Here is a 13,264-nt window from a genome sequence, read left to right on the forward strand (position 1 = left end):
GGGCAACAGCGCCACCGCGACCGACAGCGAAGGCTACGGGGTCGACACCCAGGCGCCGGTGGCGTTGGCCATCAAACTGGATGCCAACATCACCGCCGACGACGTCATCAACGCCGCCGAAGCGGGTCAGCAGATCCCGGTCAGCGGCACCGTGACCGGCGAGTTCAAGGCAGGGGACACCGTCACCCTGACCGTCAACAACACCGACTACACCGGCAAGGTGGCTGCCGATGGCCGCTTCACCATCCTGGTGGCGGGCAGCGACCTGGCAGCCGATGGCAACCAGACCATCGAGGCCAGCGTGACCAGCACCGACGCGGCGGGCAACAGCGCCACCGCGACCGACAGCGAAGGCTACGGGGTCGACACCCAGGCGGCTGGCGCGCCAACCGTGGTCATCGTGGACGATGCCAACAACGACCAGATGCTGACCAAGACCGAGATCGGCAATGATCAGATCCAGGTGCGCGCCGGGGTCAATCACGCCGACCTGGCTGCAGGTGGCAAGGTGACGCTGACCATCAGCAATGGCGGGCTGAACAGCACTGTCCAGTTGACGCTCAAAGGCGATGGCACCCTGCTGGCAAGCGATGGCAAGAGCTACGGCTATCAGAACGGCACAATCAGCTGGACGGAAACGACCCCGGCCAACGGCAAGTCGTTGACGGTGACGACGACCCAGACCGACAAGGCGGGCAACGTCTCTCTGCCGGGCAGCGACAACGCGCAGATCCTGAATGAAGCGCCGGAGACGGCGAACAAGCAGGCAACTGGTCAGGAAGATGCAGCCAGCATCGCCATCCCGACCCTCAGTGGCAGCGACATCGATGGCAGCGTGGTGAGTTTCACCATCAAGAGCCTGCCGGCCAACGGCATCCTCTATCTGAACGGGGTGGCGGTGACGGTGGATCAGAGCATTGCGGTGGCGGACGCTGGCAAGCTCACCTTCACCCCCAATGCCAACTGGAACGGCAATACCAGCTTCAACTATGCGGCGGTGGACAACGACGGCGCTGTGGATGCGAGCCCCGCAACCGTGACCATCAAGGTGGATGCGGTCAACGATCTGCCGACGCTGACCATCTCCAACGGGGCTGTCGTCTCCGAAGAGGGGCTGGCAGACGGCATTGCAGACATGACCGGCAACCCGGATAGTACCGATGCCATCAAGGCGTCCGGTATCCTCTCGGTGGGTGACATCGACAGCGGCACCCTCAACATCTCCCTGAACGGACCGACCGGGCTGACGTCCGGTGGTGCTCAGGTCCAGTGGAACTGGAGTGCGGGTAGCAAGACGCTGGTCGGATACACGGGCACCATAGGCTCTGCCGACTACAAGCCGGTGGTCGAGGTCAAACTGACCGCGCCCAATGCCAGTGGCAAGGGGGACTGGACCTATGAGGTGACCCTCAAGGGCCCGCTCGATCACGCTGATACCACTCGGGAAGACAGGTTGTCGTTCCAACTGGATGTGGAGGTCTCCGATGGCAGCGGCAGCACCAAGGACAAGCTGGATGTCAGCATCGAGGATGACTCCCCCATCGCTGGCAATGCCGACGCCGTGTCCGTCGCCAAGACCAATATCCCGAACACCTTGACCGGGTTCTTCGATCTGACCCAGTTCAGTGGCAACCATTCGACCCTGGACATGACGGGCTTCACCATCAGTGCCCTGGGCTTCACCTCGGACAAGGATTCGACACTCAAGGGAGCGAATGTGAACGGTTCCAGCGCCGGGCTCGGTGTGGCCAGCGAGAAGGGGCCCTATCACAACATCGCCAACGAGATCGACTTCCGTCACTTCGCCAATGGCACCTCTGCCTCCGAGCAACTGGTCATCAAGCTGGATGCGGGCAAGGTCGCCTATGGTGCCAACATCAAGTTCAGCCAGATGTTTGGCGGCGAGCTGGAGAGCGGGGTCGTCGAGTTCTATCGCGGCGGTGTGCTGATCAATACCCTGGTATTCAGCTCGACGGCGGCAGGCGGGGAGTTCAACCAGAACTTCCAGGTGCAGCAGGGTGGCTTCGATACCATGGTGATCAAGGCGACCAACAACGGCAACACCAACACCCAGGACAACAGCGATCTGACGGTGAAGAGCATCGAGTTCCTCGGTGCCGACACGGCGCAGGCCATCGCCTATGGCTCCGGCACCGTGACGCCGCAGTGGGGGGCGGATGGCAAGGGCTCCATGGGACTGGTGCTGGATCCGGCAACCTTCGAAAATGGTTTGCGGACGGCTTCCGGCTCCGCCATTTCCATCACCTCCAGCGGGACCAACACCCTGCTCGGCAAGGATGCGGGCGGCAACCTAGTCTTCCGGCTGGAGTTCACCCCGGCCACCGGCAAGTGGGAGTTCTTCCAGTACCAGAACATGTCCAAACCCCAGGGAGATGGCGACATCGACTTCCGGATCCAGGTGACGGATGGCGATGGGGATGTGAGTATCGGGTCGTTTGCCACCAAGCCGCTCTTTACGCCCATCGTTCAGGGGATCTCTGTCGACAGCGTGACCGAAGGCGGTAGCCTGGAACATACGGTGACCCTGTCCGACGCGACCCAGGAGGCGACGCAATATGACTTCGCCATCAGGGGCAACGGCAGCAACCCCGCATCCAACCTGGATTGGGGGACTGCCCAGTTCAGCAACGGCGTGACCTACAACAGTACCACCGGCAAGATCACTGTGCCGGCCGGGGTATCCGGTTTCACCGTGACCATACCGACGGTGAACGATCGTCTGGTCGAGGCAAACGAGACCCTGTCGGTGACCATAGGTGGCCAGAGCGGCACAGGTACTATCGTCGACAACGATCGGGCGCCGACGGCGGCCGGTGGCCACAGTGCCGGGCAGGAAGACAAGCCCCAGGTGCTGACCTGGGCCCAGTTCGGTGCCAGCGACGATCAGGCCGCGAGCGATCTCGGGGTGCAGATCAACACCCTGCCCCTGAACGGTACCCTCGAATACCTCAATGCGGCGGGGCAGTGGGTTGCGGTGCAAACCGGATCCCTCATCTCCTACGCCGAGGTGAATGCGGGCCATCTGCGCTTCGTGCCCGGTCTGAATGAATCGAGCACCAATGCCGCCAACGGCAATGGCGCCCTGGCCGGCAATATGAAGGGCGACTATGCCAGCATCGGCTATCAGATAAGCGACGGTGCCAACCTCAGCAACGGCAGCAAGCTGGTGATCGACGTGGCGGCGGTGGCCGACAAACCCACCGTCAACGTCACCCTGACGGGGAATGGCATTCCGTCTTACAACCCGAGCTTCCCGAGCGCGAGTGTCACCACGGAGCAGTTCCAATCCGGTAACTTCAACAAGACGGCCTTTGGCATCACCAACTCGCTGGCGGACAGCAGCAGTGGCCAGGAGCAGGTGCTTGGTAACAGCGGCAACGACTATATCGTCAGCACCCACGGCGGTGGCGATCTGCTCTATGGGCAGGGGGGGAACGATGTCCTGGTCGGCGGCAATGCGACTCAGGGGGATTCCCTCTACGGCGGTGATGGCAACGATGTGCTGGTATCCGGTCTTGGCGGCGACGGCCTCTATGGCGGTGCCGGTACAGATATCGCCGTGCTGACCGGCAACCGGGCCGATTACGCCATCAAGAAGGGCAGCGGATACTCGGTCAATGATCGCTGGTTCGACTTCTCCGTCACAGAGAAGGGCGCTGGCATCACCAAGGCGCTGCATGACGTGGAGTATGTCCAGTTCGCCGACGGCATCTACCAGCTCAACCAGAGCACGGGTGAGCTGACCCTGGTGCAGCCGACGGTGGTCGACTACCCGCTGGAGCTGAGCGCCTCCCTGAGCGATCGGGATGGCAGCGAAGTGCTCGACAGCCTGGTACTGAGCGGCATGCCGAAGGGGGCAGAACTCTACAGCGGCAATCAGCTGCTGGGTATCGTCGGGGTTGATGGCAAGCTCACCCTCACCGCCGGCAGCGGCCTGTGGAGTGCGAGTGCGCTGGATGTGAAGCTGACCGGCCTGACCCTGCGAGTCCCCGGCAGCAGCGCTGGCCAGGTCGATCTCAAGGTGGACGCCATCGCCAAGGAGGTGGGAACCGATCAGACCAGCTCCGCCACCGACGATGACAGCATCCGCCTGAGCTACTTCAACGCCATCGAAGGAGAGCCGGGCGACCAGAACCGGACCTACGGCAGCGAGCACAATATCGTGGTGGGGGATCTGGATGGCAGCGTGGTATTGCCGGGCCAGAACTACAACATCGCCTTCATGGTCGACAGTTCCGGCAGTATCGGCAGCGACGCCATGGAGACGATAAAGGCCCAACTGACCCAAGTCTTTACCAGCCTCAAGAGCAGTGCCGGGACCGAGGGTGCGGGCAAGGTCAACATCTTCCTGGTGGACTTCGACAGTCAGGCCAACAAGTCCATCAGCGTGGATCTGAAGGATCCCAATGCCCTGACCAAGCTGCAGAGTGTGCTCGGCAGCATGGACGGCAGTTATTGGGACGGTGGTGCGACCAACTACGAGGATGCCCTCAAGACCACCTCCAACTGGTTCAACAGCGACACCGCCAAGAACAACGCCAATGCGAAGAACCTGGCCTACTTCATCACCGATGGGGCGCCGAACACCTATTACGGCTATGAGGATACCAACCCTGTCATTAACCTGGTGACTGGCGAGAAGCTCGATTCGTTCGTCAACGTCAACAACTATGTGCCGGGTCAGGCCTTCTACGCCACCATAGGCGGCACCAGCAGGATGCTGATCGATGCCAACGGCAGGGTGCAGCAGTGGTCGCAGAACAGTAACAACAACAAGTGGAACTCGACGTCCATCGGTACCTTGAAGGCGCAAGGGGATGGCACCTTCGAGATTTCCACCGCCTATGACGGCAACTACTGGGCGCTGCAAAACGCCCTGGCCGTCTTGCCGCTCCTGGCCGCCAACAAGGTCGTTCTGCAGGCCATCGGCATCGGTAGCAACGTCTCCATCGATACCCTGAAGCAGTTCGATAGCGATCAGGTGGTGCAGTCCAACGTGTCTGCCTCCGATCTGGCGAACTCCATCCTGGGGACCTCCATCAACAACCTGCCGGGGGCCGACCGCTTCGATGGCGGGGCAGGCGACGACATCCTGTTTGGCGACGCGGTACGCTTCACCGGTATCAGCGGGGAAGGCTATGCGGCCATCAAGCAGTATGTGAGCGGCAAGCTGGGGGCCGGGTCGGTGACCGATGCCCAGGTGCATTCCTACATCACGGATCACGCCAGCGAGTTCGATCAGTCGTCGACCAATGACAAGGGCGATACCCTCTACGGCGGGGATGGCAATGACATCCTGTTCGGTCAGGGCGGTGACGACTTCCTGTACGGCGGCGCCGGCAACGACATCCTGTTCGGTGGCAGCGGCAACGACACCCTCTATGGCGAGAGTGGCAGCGACGTGTTGAGTGGTGGCAGCGGCAACGACACCCTGTACGGCGGGACCGGCAACGACGTGCTGAGCGGCGGCCTTGGCAACGACATCCTGATCGGAGGGGTGGGCGACGACATCCTGAAGGGGGATGCGGGATCCGATACCTTCACCTGGCTGAAGGGGGACACGGTCGCAGGCTCCGTTGCCAAGGACTATGTCGTCGATTTCAGCAAGTCGGAAGGGGACAAACTGGATCTCAGCGACCTGCTCGACAGCGATGGCAGCAAGAACCAGACCACCCTGAAGAGCCTGCTCTCTGTGTTCCAGGACAGCGAAGGGGTGCACCTGCAGGTGAAGGAGAGCAGCGCGGCACCTGTGACCCAGGAGATAGTGCTGGTGAACCACACCTTCGACACTCTGACGGGAGGCGCGGGATCCACGGCCAACCAGGTCATCGACTACATGTTGAACAACAATCTGCTGGATATCGACAAGTAACCCATCCAGATGGACACAAAGCGGCAGAGCAATCTGCCGCTTTTTTTATGTGCGTCATTCGGTCTGTGGGGTGGAGGAAAGAGGGGGCAGCCAAGGGGAGGGGGCGCCGGTCCTGTGTTGCCGCATAAAAGAAGGGCGCCACCTCGAACGAGGGGCGCCCCGGGGTCATCCACATTGCGTGCTCAAGGATCAGGCATTGACGTGGGCTAGGCGAGAGTCACGCTGGAAGCAGTTCACCAACAGCAGCAGGGTGGTGACGCCGACGGTGCCGAGCACCAGCCAGGGCAGCCAGGGTTGGCCCTGGGCCATGGCGTAGTCGTGCAGGGCGCCACCCCCCACGTAACCCGTCATGCCACCCAGCGCCAGACCAAGGCGGCTGAAGCCCATGTAGCTGCCGCGCGCCCCCGGCTGGGCCAGCTTGGTCATGAGCGTTTCCCGCGCCGGTTCGGCGATGATGATGCCGAGATAGAAGCAGGCAAGCAGCATGAAGACGGCGGGCAAGGTGGTGGCAAAGGCCACCAGCCCTATCCCTGCCGTCATCAGCAACACCCCCGCCATCAGGCGGTTTTCCAGCTTGAAGTGGCGCTCGCCGTAACGGGCAAGGGGGTAGAGCAGGGCCAGGGAGATGGCCGTCTCCAGGGTATACATCCAGCCCACCGCCGTGGTGCTGCCCGCCATCTGCTTGACCAGGATGGGGAAGATCAGCATCACCTGCACCCAGAGTGCGTAGTAGCCGCTCAGGATGAGCACCAGCCGGCAGAAGGCCTTGTCCGCCAGCACCTGACCGAGGCCTGTCCGGATCGGCGTCGGCCGCAGGGAGAGCTTGTAGGGGGGCAGGATCAGCAGGTTGCACAGGGCCGCGCAGACGAACAGGCCGGCCCCCAGCAGGCAGACATATTCAAAGTCGAAGTTGAGCAGCCAGCTGCCGAGCAGGGCCCCCACCACGGCGCCGGCGCTCTCCAGCATCATCAGCAGGGAGATGTAGCGGCCGCGCTCCCGCGGGCGGGTGAACTTGATCACCAGGGCGGCGCGGGGGGGATCGAACAGGCAGCCGCCGAGCCCCGAGATGATGCAGGAGACGATGAGTTCCAGCCCGCTCTGGGCATAGGCCAGGCTGGCAAAGCCCAGCGCCCGCAGCAACATGCCGCAGACGATGAGGGGGCGAGCCCCGAACTTGTCGGCGAGGGAGCCGCCGAAGACCCCCAGTCCCTGCTGGGTCAATTGACGCAGCCCTAGCGCCAGCCCGACCACACCGGCGGCCCAGCCAAGCTGATCCACGAATCGCAGGCTTATCATGGGCATCACCACGAAGAATCCCAGGATCACCAAGAGGGAATCCAATGCCAAGAACCACCGCCCCAACCGCCTCGCCCGCTCCACCATGACCCTTATACCCCTGCTTGCTTCGATGACATTATTTGTTGTGTACTCATTATCCGAATGGCGCCGTCACCAAACAGAGCCAAGGGCGACGATATGTCCCTGACTCGCTGGCGTTCTGCCATTTCACGACGATTGATGCTGCTATTCTGGTGGGGCTCCAGATATAGTGGTAGCCGACAACTGGCTATATTTCATATTGGATTTGGTTATGGCTGTGACACTCGATGATTTGCAATTGCTGCTGGATGTGGCCAACCGTGGCAGCTTCAGCAAGGTGGCGGCCATTCGCGGCTGGTCACAACCCATGGTGAGCCAGCGGATCGCCGTACTGGAGCAGGAGCTGGGTCAGTCTCTGTTCCGTCGTCACCGCCGTGGCGCCACCCCCACACCGGCCTGCGAGCAGTTCCTGCCGGCGGCCACCAGTGCGTTGAGTGCCCTGGAGGGGGGGCGGCTGGCGATGCAGGGGGCGCCCGCCTTGCCGCGGATCCGGCTCTCCTGTCTCCCCTCCCTGACCACAGTGGTGTTTGGCCCCCTGCTGCTGGCCCTGGTGGACGAGGCCTTCGAGATCCGCTGCAGCACGGATCACTCCGGCGTCATCATGCAGGAGCTGCTGACCGGCGAGACAGACGTCGGCTTCATCCTCAAGTGTCCCGCCATCGCGGGCATCCAGCTCGAGCTGCTCTATCGCTCCCCCATCATCGCCGTGGCCTGCGCCACCCATCCGCTGGCCGGACGACAGGGGCTGACCCTGCAGGACATCGCCAACGAGCGGCTGGCCCCCCAGCAGTGGGGCACCGGCTGTGACGAGCTGATCCTGCAACTGCGGCTGCTGCGCCAGGTGGCGAGCCCGCTGCACGCCATCCAGCCCGCCAGTGCGGCGCGGGAGCTGGCGCTGGAGCATGGCTTCATCACCCTGATGCCGGCGCTCGCCATCACCCGGGATCTGGAGTTTGGCCGCCTGGTGAAACTGGATGTGACGGATCTGCCGCCGGATCACTGGGACGTGATGATGGCCTGGCGCAGCGGCAAGCGGCCCAATCCCGCCAAGGAGCGGGTGCTGGAGGCGGCGCGCACCCTGGCCCGGCGCTGGTCGGGCAAGCCCGCATGAAAAAAGCGCCGGACAAGTCCGGCGCTCTCCCTTCACTGACATTCGGGATCAGTAGCTGGCCTTGAGGCTCACCCCCGAGAAGGCACTGAAGCCGCTCAACTGCACGTGCCAGGTGCCCGCCTTGGGCGAGTTCAGGGTGCAGGTCTCGGCGTTGCCGCTCTTGTAGGGGCGGCAGTCATAGCTGCTGCTGGTCGGCACGCTGCCGAACTTCACGTAGAGATCCGCATCCCCGCTGCCGCCGCTGCTGGTCACCACCAGCTGGCTTCTGCCGGCGGGCACCTCGATGGTGTAGTTCAGCTTGCCCCCCTTGGTGGCGGTGAGATTGGTCACGGCGACCCCGTTTTGCAGCACGTTGCCGGGTTGGGGTGTGGCGCCGCAGCTGGCGTTGACCCCGACCGCACTGAAGGCAGCCGCCACGTCGCTCAGGTTGTAGCCGAGATCGGTGGCCGCCCTGGTCACGCCGCAGGCACCCTGGTCGAAGGTGGTGTTGGGGCCCCAGTAGAGGCGGTTGGCCAGCACGAACACCTCGAATGCCTTGCGGGTTTGCCAGCCGCTGGTGTTGGCCAGCAGGTAGAAGGCGCGGTTGTAGACCCCGGAGCTGTGGTGCACGTCGATGCCGTCATAGTAATCGCTGGCATGGCCGATGGAGCTGCCGTCCCGGGTCGGATCCTCGAAGTAGCGCAGGGAGCCGTTGCCCTTGAAGATCTGGGCCCCCACCAGCCAGTCGTTGCTGCCCTTCATGTAGTTTTCTGCCGCTTCCCCCGCCATGTCGGAGAAGGCCTCGTTGATGCCGCCCGACTGGCCCGAGTAGACCAGGCCCGAGTTCTGCTCGGTGAAGCCGTGGCTCACCTCGTGGGCCGCCACGTCCAGGCTCACCAGGGGGTAGAAGGTGGTGGCGCCGTCGCCGAAGGTCATCTGGCTGCCGTCCCAGAAGGCATTCTCGTAGTTGCGGCTGTAGTGCACCCGCATCTTGAGCTTGAAGCTGAGCGGCGCCGTGTTGTACCAGTTGCGGTACATGTCGAACACCACGTTGCCGAAGTAGTGGGCATCGTTGAGGGGGGAGTAGGCGCCGTTGATCTCCTTGACCGTGTTCTCCGGGCAGCTGAACTGGTGCACCGCCCCCCCACTGGTGGCGTGGTTGAGGTTGATGGTGTCCACGTTGGTGCTGCTCATGCGGCAGCTGTCGTCCACCTTGAGGGGACCAAAATCGGCGCCATAGAAGTACTTGCCGGTCTTGACGTTGCCCCCCGGGCCTGTGGCGTCCTTGTGGTTGATCCCCTCCCAGCGCTTGAGCTCGCTGCCGGTCTGGGCGTCGATCATCACGAAGGGGCGGCTCGGCTCCTTGCTGGCGGCGAGCCAGGAGACCAGATAGACCAGCCTGGCCTGGCCGGTCTCATCCTGCATCACGAACAGCTTGACCTGTTCGTTGCTCCCTTTGGCGCCGCTGCGGGCCTTGAGGGCGGCGTCGCTGGCAGAGAGGGCGACGGCCGGGCCCGTCAGGTCGGCATCTATCTTGCGCAGCATGGTGCCGGACACCTGGTTGACCTGGCCCCCCAGGGCCTGATCGGCCACCAGCACCTGGCCCCACACCGGAATGCCCTGCCAGGTCTGCTCATAGCGTATCCGCTGCTGGCCATTGGGCAGTGTCACCGCCCGCACCTTGCGAAACTCGCCATCCCCTGCGGCGAGGGCACCGATCCTGGCGGCGCCGCTCACCGCGCCGGGCAGGTCGGAGACCTGGTTCACTTCCACCTGTTCTGCCGCCATGGCGGCGCTTCCCCAGCAGGCCAGCATGACGGCCAAATAGACTTTGTTCATCTCGTCTTTCCTTAGTCGATGAAGATTACACGCCGGGTCCGTTGCCCGGCGCTCTTACACTAGTGCGCCGGTCTGAAATAACTGCCTGTCATTTGTGACAGAGCAGCATAAAGGCGTAGCAGATCTGACTGTTGCCATCCGTGGCTGCTGAAAGTCGTCATTAATCTGGTGACTTGTGCCAATGAAAGGGCTGATTGCTGCAAGGCTGAAAATAGTGCCCAAATGGGCACATCCATATGGGGATTGCCTGCCGGTGAAAGGCACCGAAAGTCCTTGGCAAACAAGGGATTGATTGACTACATTGGCTCCCATGACGGCGGGGGCCGGACCAAAGGCGGGGGAGGAGCAATGTTTTCATGGCAACTGGATGACGAGCTGGCGCTCCTGTTCCTGCAACCCGACATGGCCAGCGAACTCTTTCGCCTCTGCCAGCGTAATCGCGACTATCTCTCCCAGTGGCTGCCCTGGGTGCCCCATATCCAGCAGCCTTCTGACAGCGCCACCTTCATTCGCCACGCCATCGAGAAATTTGCCCGGGGCGAGGGGCTGACCACCGCCATCGAGTATCAGGGGGAGGTGGTGGGTGTCATCGGTTACAACCAGATCGATCAGGGGCTGGCCAAGGTCAGCATCGGCTACTGGCTGGCGGAGCGCTGGCAGGGCAACGGCATCATCACCCGGGCCTGTCAGGCCCTGATCCATCACGCCTTCGAGGAGATGGGGATGGAGAAGGTGGAGATCAGCGCCGCGCTGGAGAACGAGCCCAGCCGGGCGGTGTGCGAGCGGCTCGGCATGCAGCAGGAGGGGATCACCCGGCGGGCGGAGCGGCTGGCGGACAGGGTGGTGGATCACGTCCACTACGGTCTGCTGCGGGATGACTGGCTCAGGCTGCGGGAAAGGGATCACTGATGGAGTCCCGGCCCAGCCAGGTCGCTGGCGCCATGCCTGGCCAGCATGGGGAGGCAGAGTGCTGACCCTGCCCCATATCACCACGGCCCGCACCCGGCTGACCGTCCTTCCCCCGGAGCGGGCCGAGCTGATGCTGGATTTCTACCTGCGCAACCGCACCCATCTGCAGCCCTGGGAGCCGAGACGGGACGAGAGCTTCTACACCCTGGGTCACTGGCAGGGGCGGCTGCGCGACGGTTACGGCCAGTTTTTCGACGGCAGCGCCGTGCAACTGGTGGCGCTCGATCCCAAAGGGGAGCGGGTGCTCGCCACCTGCAACTTCACCCACATCATGATGGGCATGTTCAAGGCATGCCATCTGGGCTATGCCATCGACCAGGCCCATGAGGGGCAGGGGCTGATGCAGGAGGTGGTGACCGCCGGCATCGACTACCTGTTCCGGGAGCGCGACCTGCACCGCATCATGGCGAGCTACATGCCGGTGAACCGGCGCAGCGGCGCCCTGCTGACGCGTCTCGGGTTCGAGCGGGAAGGCTATGCCCGGGACTATCTGATGATCAACGGCCGCTGGGAGGACCACGTCCTCACCGCGCTGCTCAATCCGGCAGGTTGAGGAGTCGGTGGCTTTCTCCGGGCGGGGTCAGCCCCTCGTCAAGCCGTTGGCGCAGGCCGTCCCGGATCCTGGTTACCCAGGTTCTCTCGGCTTTTTCACGGCAAGATCGCACTATCTGTATGCCTCTCATACCCCTGACCCCAAAAGCGTGTAAAATTGCGCCCTGAATTTTCCCGGCCAGCAGCAGCTGGTCGCGACTCCATACATGCAAGGCTGACATTGTGACAGAAGTAGATAGATTCGCGGACATTCGCCCCTATCGCGATGACGAAGTGCCGGCTGCCATCGAGCGGCTGATCCAGGATGACGAGTTTATCGGCGCCATCGCCAAATACCGTTTCGGTTCCCTGATGAGCTGGCTGGGCTGGGCCATTCGCCCGCTGATCCGCCAGTTCCTGCGCCACAAGTGGGCCAAGGTCAGCACCGTTCATCAGGTGCAGATGGGGGTGACCCGTTACATGAGCCGCATGATAGCCACCTCCACCCAGGGGGTGAGCTTCTCCGGCCTCGAGCATCTGAAGAAGGAGCAGGGCTATCTGTTCGTCTCCAACCACAGGGACATCGCCATGGATCCGGCGTTCGTCAACTGGGGGCTGCACACCCATGGCTTCGACACCGTGCGCATCGCCATCGGCGACAACCTGCTGCGCAAACCCTGCGCCACCGAGCTGATGAAGCTCAACAAGAGCTTCATCGTCAAGCGCTCCGCCAAGGGGCCCCGGGAGATGATGAAGGCCCTCGGCGAGCTGTCTGCCTACATAGGGCAATCGGTGCACGAGGGGCACTCCATCTGGATCGCCCAGAAGGAAGGGCGCGCCAAGAACGGGGACGACAAGACGGATCCGGCCATCCTCAAGATGTTCTACGTGGACGGCAAGAAGCAGAAGATCGACTTCGTCGACTACATGCGCAGCCTCAACATAGTGCCGGTGAGCATCAGCTACGAGCTGGACCCCACCGACAAGGCCAAGGCGCGGGAGCTCTACGAGAAGTCGGTCAACGGCAGCTACGAGAAGGGCGAGTTCGAGGACATCGAGAGCATAGTCGCCGGCATCGTCGGCCAGAAGGGGCGGGTACATGTCTCCTTCGGCGCCCCCATCACCGAGGGCTTCAGCGATCCGGACGAACTGGCCGCGCTCATCGACAAGGCGATCTGGAGCAGCTACCGCCTCTTCCCGGGCAACTACCTGGCCGCAGATGTGCCCGGCAAGGCCAGCACCATAGAGCAGACCGCCTTCCTGACCCGCCAGTCGGAGGTGCCGGAAGAGCACAAGGCCATCTGGCGTGCCATGTACGCCAAGCCGGTGGAGAACGCCAGCAAGGTTTGAATGACGCCGATTCGGTGAAAAAAACGGGAGCAGATGCTCCCGTTTTTGCGTCTGGTCAAAGTCGGTGGCAATGGAGTAGTGAATAATATTGTTTCAACTGGTACGATCATCGGGTGAATGAGCGGGTATCTCTTGGCAAGGGGCGGGCGACTGTGCAACAGTGACCCGGCGCCAACAAGACGAACCAGGCGCTCTTCGAGTCTGCACGGATG

At 62.8% G+C, this 13,264-nt stretch carries 7 protein-coding genes; 5 read left to right on the forward strand and 2 right to left on the reverse strand.

Annotation, left to right across the window (positions count from 1 at the left end; all coding sequences use genetic code 11):
* Positions 1–5,893: Ig-like domain-containing protein (locus AAHB08_RS20190; protein WP_342059908.1), on the forward strand; the 5,893-nt coding region annotated here is incomplete at its 5' end.
* Positions 5,894–6,082: 189 nt separating this feature from the next.
* Here AAHB08_RS20190 and mdtH read toward each other — a convergent pair.
* Positions 6,083–7,276, reverse strand: a complete 1,194-nt coding sequence (gene mdtH / locus AAHB08_RS20195) for a multidrug efflux MFS transporter MdtH (protein ID WP_342059909.1) — start codon at positions 7,274–7,276, stop codon at positions 6,083–6,085.
* A gap of 208 nt (positions 7,277–7,484) precedes the next feature.
* On the opposite strand from mdtH, the gene AAHB08_RS20200 reads away from it, so the two are divergent.
* Positions 7,485–8,384: a LysR family transcriptional regulator gene (locus AAHB08_RS20200; protein WP_025325890.1), complete on the forward strand. Its 900-nt coding sequence runs from the start codon at positions 7,485–7,487 to the stop codon at positions 8,382–8,384.
* A 48-nt stretch (positions 8,385–8,432) separates the two neighbouring features.
* Here AAHB08_RS20200 and AAHB08_RS20205 read toward each other — a convergent pair whose 3' ends face one another.
* Positions 8,433–10,202, reverse strand: coding sequence for a M4 family metallopeptidase (locus AAHB08_RS20205; RefSeq protein ID WP_342059910.1), 1,770 nt, complete (start codon positions 10,200–10,202; stop codon positions 8,433–8,435).
* A 348-nt stretch (positions 10,203–10,550) separates the two neighbouring features.
* On the opposite strand from AAHB08_RS20205, the gene AAHB08_RS20210 reads away from it, so the two are divergent.
* The 3 genes from AAHB08_RS20210 to AAHB08_RS20220 all read left to right on the forward strand — a co-directional run bounded on the left by AAHB08_RS20210 (position 10,551) and on the right by AAHB08_RS20220 (position 13,052).
* A complete protein-coding gene (locus tag AAHB08_RS20210; protein ID WP_025325892.1) occupies positions 10,551–11,111 on the forward strand; it encodes a GNAT family N-acetyltransferase in 561 nt (186 codons plus the stop codon).
* Between the two features lie 61 nt (positions 11,112–11,172).
* Positions 11,173–11,724, forward strand: a complete 552-nt coding sequence (gene rimJ / locus AAHB08_RS20215; RefSeq protein WP_342059922.1) for a ribosomal protein S5-alanine N-acetyltransferase — start codon at positions 11,173–11,175, stop codon at positions 11,722–11,724.
* Positions 11,725–11,945: 221 nt separating this feature from the next.
* On the forward strand, positions 11,946–13,052 hold the full coding sequence (locus AAHB08_RS20220) for a 1-acyl-sn-glycerol-3-phosphate acyltransferase (RefSeq protein WP_139435958.1): 1,107 nt from the start codon (positions 11,946–11,948) through the stop codon (positions 13,050–13,052).
* The last annotated feature ends 212 nt before the right edge of the window (positions 13,053–13,264 follow it).

The organism is Aeromonas sp. OTU364 (genome assembly GCF_038440395.1).
In the GTDB taxonomy this organism is placed as follows: domain Bacteria; phylum Pseudomonadota; class Gammaproteobacteria; order Enterobacterales; family Aeromonadaceae; genus Aeromonas.

Excerpts from the sequence above, each read along its gene's own strand:
- AAHB08_RS20210 (WP_025325892.1), top strand. The coding sequence starts at position 10,551 with ATGTTTTCATGGCAACTGGATGACGAGCTGGCGCTCCTGTTCCTGCAA.
- mdtH (WP_342059909.1), bottom strand. The coding sequence starts at position 7,276 with ATGGTGGAGCGGGCGAGGCGGTTGGGGCGGTGGTTCTTGGCATTGGAT.
- AAHB08_RS20205 (WP_342059910.1), bottom strand. The coding sequence starts at position 10,202 with ATGAACAAAGTCTATTTGGCCGTCATGCTGGCCTGCTGGGGAAGCGCC.
- AAHB08_RS20200 (WP_025325890.1), top strand. The coding sequence starts at position 7,485 with ATGGCTGTGACACTCGATGATTTGCAATTGCTGCTGGATGTGGCCAAC.